The organism is Streptomyces sp. NPDC007875, from assembly GCF_042868035.1.
In the GTDB taxonomy this organism is placed as follows: domain Bacteria; phylum Actinomycetota; class Actinomycetes; order Streptomycetales; family Streptomycetaceae; genus Streptomyces; species Streptomyces antimycoticus.
In genome coordinates, this window is record NZ_JBIADZ010000004.1 from 79,216 (window position 1) to 95,754 (window position 16,539).

Sequence of the window (16,539 nt, forward strand, 5' to 3'; positions counted from 1 at the left end):
GCCCCGGCCCAACACCCGAGCCCGGGACCCGATGTCGTATCCCGGCCCGGCACCCGCCCCCAGCCCCGGCGCCCGAGCCGTTGGGCACGGCACGGGCACCGGGCCCAACGGGCCAGGCCAGGGTCAGACGTCAGGCGTCAGGCGGCGTCGCCGCCGGCGCCGGCGCGCCGGCGGCGGGCCAGGACGACGGCCCCGCCGCCCACGGCGAGCAGCAGGGCTCCGCCGCCCACCAGATACGGCGTGGCCGAGCTGCCACCGGTCTCGGCCAGGTGCTCCGGCTTCGGCTCGGGCGTGGTCTGCGGGCCCACGCTCGGGCTGGGCTGGACCGCCGCGGCGACGGGCGCCTGGCAGGTCGCCCGGGCGAGGGTGACCTGACCCTCGACCTCGGAGACGTTCAGCTTGAGCGGGTTCACGGAGACCTTCAGGTTGAGGGCCGTGGCCGCCGCCGTGCGCGAGGTGGTGGCCGTCCGCGACAGATCGAGCCGGACCTGGCCGAGCGTCGGCACATCGACCGTGGTGGTGCCGCTCGTGTTCAAGGTGACCTTCCTGCCGAGCACGCTGACGCTGCCGAGCAGGTTGGACTGGGCGGTCGGCCGCTTCCCGGCGGCACACACCGCCTTCGAGGTCACCTGCTCGACCGAGATCAGCGGCACCGCGGCCAGACCCGGCACATGGACCTTGGCGTTGACGAGGTTGGAGTACCCCTCGGCGCGCTGTTTGTCCGCGGCGGCCCGGGCGGTGGCCACATCGGCCCGCAGCACACTGAACGGCCGGCCCCCGTCCACGCCGTCCAGGGTCGCGGTGAGCGCCGTCTTACTGGCCGTCGCGGGTGCGTGCACCTCGTTCAGCACCACCGAGAGCGGAGCCGTGACGGTCTTGTTGAGCAGGGAGACATCGAGATCGGTGCGGAGCACGACCGCACCCGCCTTACCGGTGGTCGCACCGGTGTCGGCCTGCGCGGTCGCCGCGGGCAGCAGGCCCAGGACGGAGACCGCGGCAGCGGCAGTGGCGGCCGCCAGACGGCGGGTGGGCATGCCGAAGTAGGTGTTACTGGAACAGGACACGTGAGTTGACCCCCACAGGAGACATGGAGCCGCCGGCGCCTGCCGCGGGGGACTCCACGGGCGCCGACGGCCTCGACCACGCCATATTTGCGCACTGAGGGTAAACAGGCAGACACATGATGTCCGTTCACCCCAAAGGGTGTGGTTCGCCGTCGCGTTCGAGCCGCGTTCCCTTCAGGAGCCCCTTCAGGACCCCCTGCCCCACCCGTTCCCGCGCCCCGTCGACCCGCGCCCCGTGCCCTGTCAGCCCGTCCCCGTGCCCTGTCAGCCCGTTCCCGCGCCCCGTCAGCCCGTTCCCGCGCCCCGTCAGCCGACCACGCGGCCTCGCAGCACCACCCGCCGCGGCGTCGTCAGCACCCGCACATCGGCGCGCGGATCCGCGTCGTAGACGACGAGATCGGCGGGGGCCCCCTCGGTGAGCCCCGGCCGTCCGAGCCAGGACCGCGCCCCCCAGGTCGCCGCCGAGAGCGCGTCCCGCGCCGGGATGCCCGCCTTCACCAACTCGGCCACCTCCTGCCCGACCAGCCCATGGGCCAGGCCGCCGCCCGCGTCGGTGCCGGTGTAGATCGGGATGCCCGCGTCGTAGGCCGCCCGCACCGTCTCGTACCGGCGCGCGTGCAGCCGCCGCATATGGTCCGCCCAGCGCGGGAACCTCACCTCGCCGCCCAGCGCCAGCCGGGGGAAAGTGGCGATGTTGACCAGGGTCGGGACGATCGCCACGCCCCGCTCGGCGAACAGCGGGATGGTCTCCTCGGTGAGCCCGGTGGCGTGCTCGATGCAGTCGATCCCCGCCTCGACCAGCGGCGCGAGGCTCTCCTCGGCGAAACAGTGCGCCGTGACCCGCGCGCCCAGCCGGTGCGCCTCCGCGATGGCCGCCTCGACCGCGCCGCGCGGCCAGCAGGCCCCAAGGTCACCGGTCTCCCGGTCGATCCAGTCGCCGACCAGCTTCACCCAGCCGTCGCCGCGCCGCGCCTCCGCGGCCACATAGGCGACCAGGTCCTCCGGCTCGATCTCATGCGCGTAGTTGCGGATATAGCGCTTGGTGCGGGCGATATGGCGGCCGGCCCGGATGATGCGGGGCAGATCCTCGCGGTCGTCGATCCAGCGGGTGTCGGCCGGCGATCCGGCGTCCCGCAGCAGCAGCGCCCCGGCGTCGCGGTCGGTCAGCGCCTGTTTCTCGCTCGTCGAATCGTCCACCGCCCCATGGGCGTCGAGTCCGACATGGCAGTGGGCGTCGACGAGGCCGGGCAGCACCCAGCCCTCGACCAGCCGAACGTCTCTGGCCCCGGCCGGCCGCTCGAACGTGATCCTGCCGTCGACCACCCACAGCTCGTCCCGGACGTCCCCGGCAGCGTCGCCGGTGTCCGGTCCGACCAGGACCCGGCCCTTGATGTGGAGCACCGCGCTATCCCTCATGCAACGCACTGTACGAGACCGGAGCAGGGCGTTGACCGGCCAATTCCCAGGAGCTGGAACGGCGCCACTCGAACAACATGCGCAGCGCTGCTACGCTCACGCAACCCACCGGAGGAGCGGCAGTGAGGAGGTCCTCGTGAACGCTCCCGCCGATGACGCGGCCGCCGCGGGCACCGCGCGAGCGCCCGGCGCACCGGAGGACCCCGACGGCTTATCGGCCGACGACGCCCGGACCCGCCCGCACACCGCCTCACAGGCCGACGCCGAGGCGCACACCGGCCCACAGCCCAACCCACACCCCAACGACCCGCAGGCCGAATTCCGGGACTTCTTCGAGCGGCACCACGCCGAACTCGCCCGCCTCGCCCATCTGTTGCTCGGCAGCTCCGACGGGGCGGACGACCTGGCGGCCGACGCGCTGGTGGCGGTCTGGCACCAGTGGGACCGGGTGCGGGCCGCCGACCATCCGGCCGCGTACGCCCGGGGTGTGGTCGCCAACCTGGCCCGCTCCAGGATCCGCAGTCTGGTGCGCGAGCGGCGGCGGGTGGCGCTCTTCTCCTCGCAGCGCTCCGACCATGTGGACGACCCGGATGTGCCCGCCGTGGTGGATGTGCAGGCGGCGCTGGTCCGGCTGCCGTTCCGCAAGCGCGCATGCGTGGTGCTGCGGCACGCCTTCGACCTCTCCGAGCGGGAGACGGCCCGGACGCTGGGCATTTCGGTGGGCACGGTCAAGAGTCAGACCTCCCGCGGAATCGCCGAGCTGGAGCGGCTGCTCGGCCCTCCGGACGGCGAGGGCGAGCTGCCCGGGGCGACGGAGGCCGAGCAGACGGTACGAACGCTCCGCTCTGGGAACACAGGCCACACGGGCCACACTGGACCCGCTCGCCACTCGGGTCACATGGGCCACGCCGGGCACGCCGGAGGGGGCAGTTGATGATCGAGTATCGCGAGCGCCCCGAGGGCCGCGATGTCGTCGCCGAGCTGCGTACGGCCGCCGCCTCCCATGAGCCGGACCGGATCCGGATGCTGGCCCGGGTCACGGCGGGCATGGCGGCCGACGGCCGGGGCCGGGGCGCGCGGACGAGCCCGCGCCGGACCTGGGCGCCCCGGCTGGTGGGCCCGGTCGCCGGGCTGGCCGCGGCGGTCGCGGCGACGGGGATCGCGGTGGTGGCCACGGACGGTGCCGAGCGGCCGCAGACGGTGCGCACCTCGAGCGAGCCTCCCGCGCCTCCGGCGGGCGCGGGCGCGGACAGGCGGCCCGGGGAGGAGCCGGGCGCCGGGTCGCAGAGCGATGCTGAGCGGCACACGCCGAGCGCCTATCCCACCGCGGCCGGTCCAAACCATCTCGCCGAGCCGACCGTTCGGTCCAAGGGCGCCATCAACGCCCATTCCAATCCGTACTGGGCGCAGAGTGACATCGCGCTCACCATCGGTAGGCCGCTGACCTCGCTGACGGTGGAGCTGCGGGTCGCGGACACCGGGGACGTGCTGTCCACCGGGTCCTGGACCTCGCTGCCGACCAGCGATGTGACCGCCGCCACCCGCGTCGAGGACGGTGTGCTGGTCTACCGCTGGACGCTCCGGAAGGGCGCCACCGTGCCCGCGGGCCGGCATGTCTTCGCGGGGCAGTACAACCACGCCGAGGGGGACCGGGACACCGGCCGGGACGCGTACTCGGCCTCGGGCAACGGCGCCTCCGGGGCCTTCGCGGTACGGGGCGACTTCCCTCGGTTCACCGTGGGGGATTGAATTCATGGCGGCGCGGCCGGAAATTCTCCGCGTTTTTCCGCTACTGCTTCCACATTCGTCTGCCCGCCATTGCGATTCCTAAACAAAAAATTTTTCACGGGTTCCTGATCCCGTAATTCAAGACGGTCATCGGCCGGTTACATATATGTGACAGACCCCACACGCGATCCGCTTTGCCCGAGTAACTCCCCTACAAATTACCGCCTTTCGGCCAACGGCCGCGCGCGCACGCGCTCCCGCGTGATAACACATCGACCCCCCTCCACGTAACCCCCCACCGCGATGCATTTTCTGATTCTGCTGGGTAAATTGAATTTGCATGACCGCCGCACAAGCAGACCTAGTCCGTAGCGAATTGGATTTGCCGGAGGGCCTCACCCTCGACACACCGCGAGTCGAGGATGGAGCCGCGATCTGGCGAATCGCCCGCGACTCCAAAGCCCTGGACCTCAACTCCTCCTACAGCTACCTCCTGTGGTGCCGCGACTTCGCCGCCACATCCGTAGTGGCGCGCGACGCCGACGGCGGACCGGTCGGCTTCATCACCGGCTACATCCGTCCCGAGCGCCCCGAGACCCTCGTCGTCTGGCAGGTCGCCGTCGACCACGCCTGGCGTGGCCGCAAACTGGCCGCCACCCTGCTGGACGGGCTGGTCGCCCGGGTCGCCAGGGCGGGCGTCCGCGGCATCGAGACGACGATCACCCCTGACAACACCGCCTCGAACCGGCTGTTCACCTCGTTCGCCGAACGGCATGGAGCGCAGCTCGAGCGTGAGGTGCTCTTCCACGGCGGTCTCTTCCCCGACGGTGGACACGAGCCCGAGGTGCTCTACCGCATCGGTCCGCTCGGGCCGCGCGCGGACCGGACCTGATCTCCCCTGATCACACCCCGATCACCCCGATCCTCCCCCCTCACCCCCCTCACACCCCTCTCCCAGGAGAACGCTGTGACCATCACCCCGCCCGCCCTGAGCGTCTTCGAGGCCCTGGAGTCGGAGGTGCGCAGCTACTGCCGTGGCTGGCCCGCCGTCTTCGACCGTGCGCAGGGCAGCCACATGTTCGACGAGGACGGCCACACCTACCTCGACTTCTTCGCCGGAGCCGGGTCGCTCAACTACGGCCACAACAACCCGGTACTGAAACGGGCGCTGATCGACTACATCGAGCGTGACGGCGTCACCCACGGCCTGGACATGTCCACCACGGCCAAGCGCGCGTTCCTCGAGTCGTTCCAGAACAACATCCTGCGCCCCCGCGATCTGCCCTACAAGGTCATGTTCCCGGGCCCGACCGGCACCAACGCCGTCGAGGCCGCGCTGAAGCTGGCCCGTAAGGTCAAGGGGCGCGAAGCCATCGTCTCCTTCACCAACGCCTTCCACGGCATGTCGCTGGGCTCGCTGGCCGTGACCGGCAACGCCTTCAAGCGCGCCGGCGCGGGCATCCCGCTGGTCCACGGCACCCCGATGCCGTTCGACAACTACTTCGACGGCACGATCCCGGACTTCCTGTGGTTCGAGCGGCTGCTGGAGGACCAGGGTTCCGGCCTCAACCAGCCCGCCGCCGTGATCGTCGAGACCGTGCAGGGCGAGGGCGGTATCAACGTGGCCCGGCCCGAGTGGCTGCGCGCCCTGGCCGAGCTGTGCGAGCGCCAGGACATGCTGCTGATCGTCGACGACATCCAGATGGGCTGCGGCCGCACCGGCGCCTTCTTCTCCTTCGAGGAGGCGGGCATCACCCCGGACATCGTGACCGTGTCGAAGTCCATCAGCGGCTACGGCATGCCGATGTCGCTCGCGCTCTTCAAGCCCGAGCTGGACGTCTGGGAGCCCGGCGAGCACAACGGCACCTTCCGCGGCAACAACCCCGCCTTCGTCACCGCCGCCGCGACCCTGGACACCTACTGGGCCGACAGCCAGATGGAGAAGCAGACCCTGGCCCGCGGCGAGCAGGTCGAGCAGGCCCTGCGCGCCATCTGCGAGGAGCAGTCCGGCACCCACTTCCGCGGCCGTGGCCTGGTGTGGGGCCTGGAGTTCGAGGACAAGCCGCGCGCCTCGGCGGTCTGCAAGCGCGCCTTCGAACTCGGTCTGCTGGTCGAGACGTCCGGCCCCGAGAGCGAGGTCGTCAAGCTGCTGCCCGCGCTGACCATCTCCCCCGATGACCTGGACGAGGGGCTGCGGACCCTCGCCCGCGCGGTCCGCGAGACCGCATAACCCTCCCGTACCGCAGAGAAGAGAAAGGCAAGAACCCACCGTGATCGTCCGATCCTTCAAGGACATCGAGGACACCGAGAGGCACATCAAGTCCAAGTCCGGCACCTGGGAGAGCAAGCGCATCGTGCTCGCCCGGGAGGGCGTCGGCTTCTCGCTGCACGAGACCATCCTCTACGCGGGCACCGAGACGTCGATGTGGTACGCCAACCACATCGAGGCGGTGCTGTGCGTCGAGGGTGAGGCCGAGCTCACCAACGACGAGACCGGTGAGAAGCACTGGATCACGCCCGGCACCATGTACCTGCTGAACGGGCACGAAAAGCACACGATGCGCCCCAAAACAGACTTCCGGTGCGTCTGTGTATTCAACCCGCCGATCACGGGACGGGAGGACCATGATGAGAACGGCGTATACCCGCTGATCACCGAGACCGAGGAGGCATGATCCGATGACCGCGGTCACTGACCTGTACCCGACCCGTGGGGCCATGGAGGTCGCCACACCGCGCGTGGACCCCGTGGTGTGGTCCGAGCCGGGCGCCCCCGGGCCGCTGCAACCGTCCGAGCTGAGCGATTTCGATCGCGACGGCTTCCTGGCAATCGACGAGCTGATCACTCCGGACGAGGTCGCGGTCTACCGCGCCGAGCTGGACCGGCTGGTCGCCGACCCGGACGTGCGCGCCGACGAACGCTCGATCATCGAGCCGAAGTCGCAGGACGTACGGTCGGTGTTCGAGGTGCACCGGATCAGCGAGGTGTTCGCGAACCTGGTGCGCGACCCGCGAGTGGTGGGCCGCGCGCGTCAGATCCTCGGCTCGGACGTCTACGTCCACCAGAGCCGGATCAACGTCAAACCGGGTTTCGGCGCCTCGGGCTTCTACTGGCACTCGGACTTCGAGACCTGGCACGCCGAGGACGGGCTGCCGAACATGCGGACCGTGTCGGTCTCGATCGCGCTGACCGAGAACTACGACACCAACGGCGGCCTCATGATCATGCCGGGGTCGCACCGTACCTTCCTCGGCTGCTCGGGCGAGACACCGAAGGACAACTACAAGAAATCGCTGCAGATGCAGGACGCGGGCACCCCGTCCGACGAGGCGCTCACCGGTTTCGCCGACAAGCACGGCATCAAGCTGTTCACCGGCAAGGCCGGTTCGGCGACGTGGTTCGACTGCAACTGCATGCACGGCTCGGGCGACAACATCACGCCCTACTCGCGCAGCAACGTCTTCATCGTGTTCAACAGCGTGGAGAACACTGCCGTAGAGCCGTTCGCGGCACCGGTCCCCCGGCCGGATTTCATCGGGGCCAGGGACTTCACGCCCGTACGGTGATCACCGCCGTGCGCTGAGCTGACGTCCGTGATCTGAGGGAAGCCGGGGTGCCCCGGCTTCCCTCAGATTTTTTCCGGCCCCGTTCCGGCCCCTGTCTCAGCGGGACAGCTCCTCCAGCAGCCGGTCCACATCGGCCGCCGTGTTGTACAGGTGGAAGGAGGCGCGGAGGTTGCCGGCCCGCGCCGAGACATGCACATCCGCCTCCGCCAGCCGGGACGCGGCGTCCCCCAGCCCCGGTACGGAGACGATGGCCGAGCCGGGAGCGGCGACGGGCTGGTGGCCGAGCCCGGTGACCCCGGCCCGGAAGCGGTCGGCGAGCGCGCGGTCGTGGGCGGCGATGGCCTCGGTGCCCAGCTCCTCGATCAGCGCGAGGGAGTGCCGCGCGGCGACGTAGGAGTACACGCTCGGGCTCTCGTCGAAACGGCGGGCGGAGTGGGCGAGTTCCGCCACCGGTCCGTAGCAGCTGTCCCAGGGCTTCTCGCCCGCGACCCAGCCCGCGAAGACGGGGGTGAGCTCGCCGAGGTCCTCGGGGACGGTCAGGAAGGCGGCCCCGCGCGGGCACATCAGCCACTTGTAGGCCACGCAGACGGTGTAGTCGGCCTCGTCGGCGTTGACCGGGAACCAGCCGGCCGCCTGGCTGGTGTCCACCAGGGTGCGGGCCCCGTGGGTCCGGGCCGCCTCCGCGATGGCGTCGAGATCGGCGATCCGCCCGTCCGCGGACTGGACCGCGCTCACGGCCACCAGCGCCGTACCGGGCCGTACCGCCTCCGCGATCTCCTCCAGGGGCACGATGCGCAGCTTGAGGTCGCCGCGGACGGCGAAGGGGTTGACCAGGGAGCTGAAGTCGCCGTCGGCGACGATGACTTCGGCTCCGGGCGGCAGCGACGTGGCGATCATCCCCGCGTAGACGGCGACCGAGCTGCCCGCCGCGACCCGGCGCGCCGGTACGCCGACGAGCCGGGCGTAGGCGACCCGGCTCTCCTCGACCGCCTCGAAGGCCACATCGACGATGGGCCGTCCGGCGGCCGAGCCGTCGAGGACCGCCTTCACGGCGGCCACGGAGCGTGCGGGGATCAGACCGCTGGACGCGGTGGTGAGATATGTCGTGTGTGGCGCGAATTCGGCGCCCGCCAGGCTCTCCATGACCATCCACTATGGAACCGGCTCACCCCGGCGTCCATCGCGTTTCCCTGTCGGATGCCTTCAAGTAAACCTTATGGATACCCGCTGACCTGCGGCGATGCCCATGTCTGGCGCGGCGCCCGGGTGGGCTCACCGGCGGATCGGCCGAAAGAGACCCCCGGGAGCCGTAGGCGGCCGCGGGCACGCCGATACGGCCGCCGGAACCGCGGGTCAGGTCCGCGGGTCCGGCGGCCGCGCCGTCGGTCCGGGCTTCAGCGGTGCTGCTCCCGGAGGTCGTTTCCGGGGATTCAGCCGCGCTGCTCCCGGATGCCGTTGATCCGCCGGGGCAGCTCCAGCGGGTTCTCGTCCCGCAGCTCCGGCGGCAGCAGGGCGGCCGGGGTGTCCTGGTAGGCGACCGGCCGCAGCCAGCGCTCGATGGCGGTGCCGCCGACCGAGGTGGAGGTGGAGGTGGTGGCCGGGTAGGGGCCACCGTGGTGCTGGGCCGGGGCGACGGCGACACCGGTCGGCCAGCCGTTGACCAGGACCCGGCCGGCCAGCGGGGTGAGCTCGGCGATCAGCGCAGCGGCCCGGCCCTCGGTGCCCTCGCCCTCGGCGGCGGAGATCTGGACAGTGGCGGTGAGGTTGCCCGGGAGCCGGCCGAGCACCGCGCTGATCTCCTCGTCGCTCTCGTAGCGCGCCACGACGGTCACCGGGCCGAAGCACTCCTCCAGCAGCACATCGTGCGGACCGTCCTCGGCGAGCCGCCGCGCCGGGACGGTCAGGAAGCCCGCGCTGACCGTGTGCTCACCGCCGGAGCCGGGGGTGACCGGGGCCTCCACATCCGCCAGTTCGGCGCGCTCCTTGACCCCGGCGACGAAGTTGTCCCGCATCCGGTGGTCGAGCAGGACGCCCGCGTCGGTGTTGCTGACCGCCTCGGTGAGGGACTTCACCAGGCCGTCGCCCGCCGGTCCTGCCGGGGCCAGCACAAAGCCGGGCTTGGTGCAGAACTGGCCCACGCCCAGCGTCATGGAGCCCGCGAGCCCCGCGCCGATCTGGTCGCCGCGCTCGATGGCCGCGGCCTCGGTGACCACGACCGGGTTGAGGCTGCCCAGCTCGCCGTGGAAGGGGATCGGCACCGGCCGGGAGGCCGCCGCGTCGTGCAGGGCGCGGCCGCCGCGGACCGAGCCGGTGAAGCCGGCGGCGGCGATCAGCGGATGCTTGACCAGCTCGATACCCGCGTCGAAACCGTGCACCACCGCGATCACCTCAGCGGGCACCCCGACCCGCTCGGCGGCACGGCGCAGCGCGGAGGCGGCCACCTCGGAGGTGGCGGGGTGGTCGGGGTGGGCCTTGACGACGACCGGGCAGCCCGCGGCGAGGGCGCTCGCGGTGTCGCCGCCGGGCACGGAGAAGGCGAGCGGGAAGTTGCTGGCGGCGTAGACGGCGACGACACCGAGCGGCAGCTTGTAGCGGCGCAGATCGGGCCAGGGCGGGGTCTGGGTGGCGTCGGCGTGGTCGATGCGGACGTCGAGGAAGGCGCCCTCGTCCACGATGGTCGCGAAGGCCCGCAGCTGGTAGGTGGTGCGGGCGAGTTCGCCGGTGAGCCGGGCGGGGCCGAGCGCGGTCTCCGCGTCGGCGGCCTCGACCAGCTGGTCACGGGCCTCGTCGAGGAGCTCGGCGGCGGTGCGCAGCAGGGCGGCGCGCACCGTGCGGTCGGCCAGGGAGCCGCGGGCGGCGTGGGCCGCGCGCACCACGCGGTCGACCTCCTCCGCCGTGGCTTCGACCGCTACCTGCTCCCGCTGCTTTCCGGTTCGGGGGTCGACGCTCCACACTGGTGCTGACACCGCGGATTCCTCCTGCTGTGGTGTTACCGCTGCTTGCGTCCCACACATCGACGGTGTTCGATATGCTGAACGCTGTCCCGGGTGATGAATTTCCCCTCGGGACTCTATGGCTGGTCGAACAGAGGGGTCAAGGCGATGTCAGCTGCCGAGACGGGCGGGGCCCAGGTCAAATCGGCTGTCCGCACGGTCGAACTGCTGGAGTTCTTCGCCGGGCGGCCCGGAATGCACAGCCTCGCCGCGGTCCAGGAGGCCGTGGGCTATCCCAAGTCGAGCCTCTACATGCTGCTGCGCACCCTGGTGGAGCTCGGCTGGGTGGAGACGGACGCCACCGGCACCCGCTACGGCATCGGGGTGCGCGCCCTGCTCGTCGGCACCTCCTACATCGACGGCGACGAGGTCGTGGCCGCCGCCCGCCCCACCCTGGACCGGCTCTCGGACGACACCACCGAGACCATCCACCTCGCCCGCCTCGACGGCACCAACGTCGTCTATCTCGCCACCCGGCAGTCGCAGCACTATCTGCGCCCCTTCACCCGCGTGGGCCGCCGACTGCCCGCCCACTCCACCTCGCTGGGCAAGGCGCTGCTGGCCACGTACTCCGACGAGCAGGTGCGCAAGCTGCTGCCGGAGACGCTGGGCCAGCTCACCGAACACACCATCACCGACCGCGAGAAGCTGATCGAGGAGCTGCACCTGATCCGGGAGCAGGGGTACGCGGTGGACCGCGAGGAGAACACCCTGGGCCTGCGCTGCTTCGGCATCGCCATCCCGTACCGCACCCCCTCGCGCGACGCCATCAGCTGCTCGGTGCCGGTGGCCCGGCTCACCCCCACCCATGAGCAGATGATCAAGGACGCCCTGTTCGACGCCCGGGACCGGCTCACCCTCGCGACGCGACGTCTTTGACCCACGGGAGGACGGCCCCTCCGCCGCGCGGCGGAGGCGGATCGTCGGCCAGGGTGAGGCGCGGCGCCCGGCGCGCCGCGAGGCTGGTCCCCGTGACCCACACCCTTCCCGGCGGGCCGACGCGTCCCGCACCCGCCCGCCCGCCAAGGAGCCGACCGCGCCGATGAATCTAACCTACGCTGTGCGGATGACCGTCGGATTGCCCGTCCTCACGGCCGACGGGCGCTTCTTCCGCGAGTGCGGCTCCGCCTTGGGCGCGGCAGCGCACCGGGCCCCGTGACCGGGGCGTGGTGGCGGCGGGCGGTCCGTGCGGTGGCCGGCCGCCGGGCCCAGCTGCGCTGGGTCCATCTGGTGCTCGGCGGCGCCCTGTTGATGCCGTATTACCTGCTGACCGGCGTCGTCTTCGCGATGCTCCTGCGGGACGCCGTGCCCTTCACCTCCCTGCTATGGCAGCTGGGCACCTTCGCCCTGGCCCTGCCGCTGGCCATGCCCACCGCGCTGCTCCCGCTCGTACGCCCCCTGGAGGCCACCGCCGCGCGTTCGCTGTGCGGGCTTCCGGAGTCCGCGGAGCTCGCGGCCGGGCCCGCCGGGTCGTGGGACGCGCGCGCCCGCACCTTGCTCTGGTACGGGCTGCATCTGGCCATCGGCGGGCTGGTGAGCGGGCTCACCCTGTCCCTGCTGCCCGCCTCGGCACTGCTGGTCGCCCTGCCGTTCACCGACGGTTCGTACGCCGACGAGGGCTGGCCGCACGCCTTCGCCTCGGCCCCCCACGCGCTGGCGCCCTTGGCCGGGGTGCTGCTGCTGGGTGTGATCATGGGGATCGCCGCGGCCGCCGGGGCGCTGCTGGCCCGCTGTGCACCCGCGCTGCTCGGCCCGGCCCCCGCCGAACGGCTCGCCGCCGCCGAGCAGCGGGCCACCCGGCTGGCCTCCCGCAACCGGCTCGCCCGCGAGCTGCACGACTCGGTCGGCCATGCACTGAGCGCGGTGACCCTCCAGGCGAGCGCGGCCCGTAAGGTCCTCGACACCGATCCGGACTTCGCCCGGGAGGCGCTGGCGGCCATCGAGGAGACCACCCGGGACGCGGTCGGCGAACTCGACAGCGTGCTGGGCCTGTTACGGGAAGGGGAGGACCGTCCGGCCCCCGCCCCCTCCCCCACCCTGATGGATCTGGACGGGCTGCTGGCCCGCACCCGGGCCGCGGGCGTCGCCGTCGAGCTGACGGCCCCGGGCGCGCTGGACCGGCTGCCGCCCGTCGTCTCCCGCGAGGCGTACCGCATCGTCCAGGAGGGGCTCAGCAACGCGCTGCGCCACGCGGGCCGGGTGCCGGTGCGGCTCCGGATCGCCGAGGACCCGAAGAAGGTGGAGATCACGATGGAGAACCCGGTGAACGGAGCCACTCGGGCACGGCCCACCGGCGGCGGCCGCGGGCTGCGCGGCATCGCCGAACGAGCCACCCTGCTGCGCGGCACCTGTGCGTGGGACACCGTGGACGGCGTCTGGCGGCTGACGGTCCGGCTCCCGCTGGAGGCGTCCCGATGAGCACCCCGCCGTCCCCGGTGGACGCCCCGCCGTCCCCGCTGCGCATCGTGCTCGTCGACGACGAGCGGATGGTGCGCACCGCGCTGCGCGCGATCCTCTCCAGCGAACCGGACCTGGAGGTCGTCGGCGAGGCCGGAAGCGGCGCCGAGGCCGTACCGGTGGTCCGTGAACTGCGTCCGGACGTCGTGCTGATGGACGTCCGGATGCCCGATGTCGACGGCATCCGCGCCACCGAGCGGATCCTGAGCACCATGGAGGACCCGCCGCGCGTCATCGTGGTGACGACGTTCGAGAACGACAGCTATGTGTACGACGCGCTGCGCGCCGGGGCCAGCGGCTTTCTGCTCAAGCGGGCCCGTGCGGAGGACCTGATGCAGGCGGTGCGGCTGGTGGCGCGCAGCGATTCGCTGCTGTTCCCGGCCGCCGTGCGGGCGCTGGCCGCCGAGCACGCCGCCGCCCGGGGCCCGGACCGCGAGGCGAGCGCGCGGGCGCTGCGCGACCGGCTCTCCGAGCGGGAGGCCGTGGTGCTGCGGCTGATGACCGACGGGCTGTCCAACTCCGAGATCGCGGCCCGGATGGCGGTGGGGCCGGCCACGGTCAAGACCCATGTGGGCGCGGTGCTCACCAAGTTGGGGGTGCGGGACCGCACCCAGGCGGTGATCGCCGCGTACGAGAGCGGTTTCGTCACACCGGGCTGACGTCGGGCGCACACCCGGCTGATATCGGGCGGCACACCGGGCTGACAACCGGCGGCCGGGGTGGTCTGCTGTGACGGGTCGACCGAACGGGCGGATGGGCGGAGGAGAAGGCGCATGGAGTACGCACGGCTGGGCGCGTCGGGCATCAAGGTGTCGCGGATCTGCCTGGGCATGATGAGCTACGGCAGCCCCGAACACCGGCCCTGGCAGCTGGACATCGACGACGCGCGGCCGATCGTGCGGCGCGCGGTAGAGGAGGGGGTGACCTTCTTCGACACCGCCGACATGTACTCGATGGGCCGGAGCGAGGAGATCACCGGCGAGCTGCTGCGGGAGCTCTTCCCCAGCCGCGACGACTATGTCCTCGCCACGAAGGTCTACTCCCCGATGGGAGAGGGCCCCAACGACCGCGGGCTGTCCCGTAAGCACATCCTGGCGGGCATCGACGCCTCGCTGCGGCGGCTGGGCACCGACCATGTGGATCTCTACCAGATCCACCGCTTCGACCCGGCGACACCCATCGAGGAGACGATGGAGGCGCTCCACGACGTGGTGCGGGCCGGAAAGGCCCGGTACATCGGCGCCTCCTCCATGTACGCCTGGCAGTTCGCCAAGGCCCAGCACACGGCCGAGGCGCACGGCTGGACCCGGTTCGTCTCCATGCAGAACCACTACAACCTGCTCTACCGGGAGGAGGAGCGGGAGATGAACCCGCTCTGCCTGGACCAGGGCGTCGGCGTCATCCCCTGGAGCCCGCTGGCGCGCGGACTGCTGGCGGGCACCCGCGACCGGGACCGCACCGGGACCACCGTCCGGGCGGGCAACGATCCGCTGGTGGAGAAGTGGTACGCGGACGCGGAGTTCTCCATCGTGGACGCCACCCGCGAGATCGCCGATAAGCGCGGGGTGTCCCCGGCGCGGGTCGCGCTGGCGTGGCTGCTCGGCAGGCCCGCGGTCAGCGCGCCGATCGTCGGGGCCACGAAGATCGGCCATCTGGAGGACGCGGTCGCGGCGGTGGGGCTGACGCTCGACGAGGCGGAGGTGGCCCGCCTGGAGGACCCCTACCGCCCGCGCCCCATCATGGGCCACAGCTGACGGGGCGGGGCGACTCCCAGGGGGAGGGCGTCACGGCTCAGGTGAGCAGCTGCTCGAGGGGATCGATCGCGAAGTAGACGACGAACAGCGCGGCCGTCCCCCACAGCAGCCAGTGCACCTCACGCGCCTTGCCCAGCACGGCCTTGATCACCACGTAGGAGATGAACCCGGCGCCGATCCCGTTGGAGATGGAGTAGCTGAACGGCATCAGGGCGATGGTGAGGAACGCCGGGACGGCGATGTCGATGCGCTCCCAGTCGATGGACCGCACCTGGCTCATCAGCAGGAAGCCGACGGCGATCAGCGCCGGGGCGGCGGCCTGCGCGGGCACCACGGTGGCCAGCGGGGTCAGGAAGAGCGCGAGCCCGAACAGCGCTCCGGTGACCACGCTGGCGAAGCCGGTGCGCGCGCCCTCGCCGACCCCCGCCGCGGACTCGATATAGCTGGTGTTGGACGAGGCGGAGGCGGCGCCGCCGAGGGCGGCCGCCGCGCCGTCGATGAGCAGCACCCGCCCCAGGCCCGGCACCCTGCCCTCGGCATCGAGCAGCCCGGCCTCATTGCTCACGCCGACGACCGTGCCCATGGTGTCGAAGAAGTCGGACAGGATGAGGGTGAAGATCAGCAGGACGATGGTGATGACGCCGACCTGCTGGAACGCCCCGAAGAGGCTGAAGGAGCCGATCAGCCCGAAGTCCGGGGTGTCGACCACGCTGTCGGGGAGGGTGGGCACGGTCAGCCCCCATGCCTCCGGCCGGATGTCGGCGATCTCGTTGATGACGATCGCGAGCACGGTCGAGCCGACGATGCTGATCAGCAGGGCGCCCTTGACCTTGCGCGCCATCAGCGCGACGGTCAGCAGCACCCCCACGCAGAAGACCAGGACGGGCCAGCCGGTGAGCCGGCCGTCCGCGCCGAGCTGTACGGGCGTGGAGCCGGTGGGGCCGGGGATACGGGAGACGAACCCGGCGTCGATGAAGCCGATGAAGGCGATGAACAGCCCGATCCCCACGCTGATCGCCTGCTTCAGGGACTGCGGGATGGCGTGCATCACCGCCTCGCGCAGCCCGGTCAGCACCAGCGCGCAGATGATCAGGCCCTCCAGGACCACCAGACCCATGGCGTCGGCCCAGCTCATCTGCGGGGCGATCTGGAAGGCGACGACGGCGTTGAGCCCGAGGCCGGCGGCGAGGGCGAGCGGAAGATTGCCGCCGATGCCCATGAGGACGGTCATCACGGCGGCCACCAGGGCGGTGGCGGTGGCGAGTTGGGTGCCGGAGAGCTGCTCGCCGAACTTGTCCTTCGCCCCGCCCAGGATGATCGGGTTCAGGACGAGGATGTACGCCATCGTGAAGAAGGTGGCGAGTCCGCCCCGGACCTCGCGGCCGAGGGTGGAGCCGCGTTCGGATATCCGGAAGTACCGGTCGAACATGGGGAGTCCGGGCGGCGGTGGGGCCGGGGCCTTGTCGGTGATCTGTCTCGCCATGGTCGCGCTCCTCGGGGACGGCGTGCGGGCCGGCGGCGTGCCGGATCAAGGGATTGTGCCCGCCATGAGCGCGATTC

The 16,539-nt window shown here is 71.6% G+C and carries 15 protein-coding genes; 10 read left to right on the forward strand and 5 right to left on the reverse strand.

Annotation, left to right across the window (positions count from 1 at the left end):
* Positions 1 to 137: 137 nt before the first annotated feature.
* Positions 138 to 1,034: an SCO1860 family LAETG-anchored protein gene (locus ACFYOY_RS09670; RefSeq protein WP_388586270.1), complete on the reverse strand. Its 897-nt coding sequence runs from the start codon at positions 1,032 to 1,034 to the stop codon at positions 138 to 140.
* Positions 1,035 to 1,370: 336 nt separating this feature from the next.
* Positions 1,371 to 2,480 carry an amidohydrolase family protein gene (locus ACFYOY_RS09675; protein ID WP_351891302.1) on the reverse strand — a complete coding sequence of 370 codons (1,110 nt, stop codon included), beginning with the start codon at positions 2,478 to 2,480 and terminating at the stop codon, positions 1,371 to 1,373.
* 136 nt (positions 2,481 to 2,616) lie between these two features.
* On the opposite strand from ACFYOY_RS09675, the gene ACFYOY_RS09680 reads away from it, so the two are divergent.
* The 6 genes from ACFYOY_RS09680 to thpD all read left to right on the forward strand — a co-directional run bounded on the left by ACFYOY_RS09680 (position 2,617) and on the right by thpD (position 7,775).
* The gene (locus ACFYOY_RS09680) at positions 2,617 to 3,414 is read left to right on the forward strand and encodes a SigE family RNA polymerase sigma factor (protein WP_351891307.1); all 798 of its coding nucleotides are present in this window, start codon (positions 2,617 to 2,619) and stop codon (positions 3,412 to 3,414) included.
* The gene (locus tag ACFYOY_RS09685; RefSeq protein ID WP_388585882.1) at positions 3,414 to 4,229 is read left to right on the forward strand and encodes a hypothetical protein; all 816 of its coding nucleotides are present in this window, start codon (positions 3,414 to 3,416) and stop codon (positions 4,227 to 4,229) included. Before ACFYOY_RS09680 ends, ACFYOY_RS09685 begins: the two co-directional genes overlap by 1 nt.
* 319 nt (positions 4,230 to 4,548) lie before the next feature.
* Entirely contained in the window at positions 4,549 to 5,100 is a 552-nt protein-coding gene (gene ectA / locus ACFYOY_RS09690; RefSeq protein ID WP_351891318.1) for a diaminobutyrate acetyltransferase, read from the forward strand.
* A 75-nt stretch (positions 5,101 to 5,175) separates the two neighbouring features.
* Positions 5,176 to 6,438, forward strand: a complete 1,263-nt coding sequence (ectB, locus tag ACFYOY_RS09695; protein ID WP_351891325.1) for a diaminobutyrate--2-oxoglutarate transaminase — start codon at positions 5,176 to 5,178, stop codon at positions 6,436 to 6,438.
* Positions 6,439 to 6,478: 40 nt separating this feature from the next.
* On the forward strand, positions 6,479 to 6,883 hold the full coding sequence (locus ACFYOY_RS09700) for an ectoine synthase (RefSeq protein WP_020872270.1): 405 nt from the start codon (positions 6,479 to 6,481) through the stop codon (positions 6,881 to 6,883).
* A 4-nt stretch (positions 6,884 to 6,887) separates the two neighbouring features.
* The gene (gene thpD / locus ACFYOY_RS09705) at positions 6,888 to 7,775 is read left to right on the forward strand and encodes an ectoine hydroxylase (protein WP_093460855.1); all 888 of its coding nucleotides are present in this window, start codon (positions 6,888 to 6,890) and stop codon (positions 7,773 to 7,775) included.
* Positions 7,776 to 7,871: 96 nt separating this feature from the next.
* Here the strand turns inward: thpD and ACFYOY_RS09710 are convergent, their stop codons facing one another.
* Together ACFYOY_RS09710 and ACFYOY_RS09715 are read right to left on the reverse strand one after the other, a co-directional pair.
* Positions 7,872 to 8,918, reverse strand: a complete 1,047-nt coding sequence (locus ACFYOY_RS09710) for an aminotransferase class V-fold PLP-dependent enzyme (RefSeq protein ID WP_388585886.1) — start codon at positions 8,916 to 8,918, stop codon at positions 7,872 to 7,874.
* A 287-nt stretch (positions 8,919 to 9,205) separates the two neighbouring features.
* Entirely contained in the window at positions 9,206 to 10,741 is a 1,536-nt protein-coding gene (locus tag ACFYOY_RS09715) for an aldehyde dehydrogenase (NADP(+)) (RefSeq protein WP_351891343.1), read from the reverse strand.
* 135 nt (positions 10,742 to 10,876) lie between these two features.
* Between ACFYOY_RS09715 and ACFYOY_RS09720 the strand changes: the two genes are divergently transcribed.
* From ACFYOY_RS09720 to ACFYOY_RS09735, 4 genes are all read left to right on the forward strand, one after another.
* The gene (locus ACFYOY_RS09720; protein WP_078640761.1) at positions 10,877 to 11,647 is read left to right on the forward strand and encodes an IclR family transcriptional regulator; all 771 of its coding nucleotides are present in this window, start codon (positions 10,877 to 10,879) and stop codon (positions 11,645 to 11,647) included.
* A gap of 276 nt (positions 11,648 to 11,923) precedes the next feature.
* Positions 11,924 to 13,186, forward strand: coding sequence for a sensor histidine kinase (locus ACFYOY_RS09725; RefSeq protein ID WP_388585890.1), 1,263 nt, complete (start codon positions 11,924 to 11,926; stop codon positions 13,184 to 13,186).
* Positions 13,183 to 13,884, forward strand: a complete 702-nt coding sequence (locus tag ACFYOY_RS09730) for a response regulator transcription factor (protein WP_351891359.1) — start codon at positions 13,183 to 13,185, stop codon at positions 13,882 to 13,884. Before ACFYOY_RS09725 ends, ACFYOY_RS09730 begins: the two co-directional genes overlap by 4 nt.
* 114 nt (positions 13,885 to 13,998) lie before the next feature.
* Positions 13,999 to 14,979: an aldo/keto reductase gene (locus ACFYOY_RS09735; protein ID WP_351891364.1), complete on the forward strand. Its 981-nt coding sequence runs from the start codon at positions 13,999 to 14,001 to the stop codon at positions 14,977 to 14,979.
* A gap of 37 nt (positions 14,980 to 15,016) precedes the next feature.
* Here the strand turns inward: ACFYOY_RS09735 and ACFYOY_RS09740 are convergent, their stop codons facing one another.
* Positions 15,017 to 16,462 carry an NCS2 family permease gene (locus ACFYOY_RS09740; RefSeq protein WP_351891371.1) on the reverse strand — a complete coding sequence of 482 codons (1,446 nt, stop codon included), beginning with the start codon at positions 16,460 to 16,462 and terminating at the stop codon, positions 15,017 to 15,019.
* Positions 16,463 to 16,539: the final 77 nt, after the last annotated feature.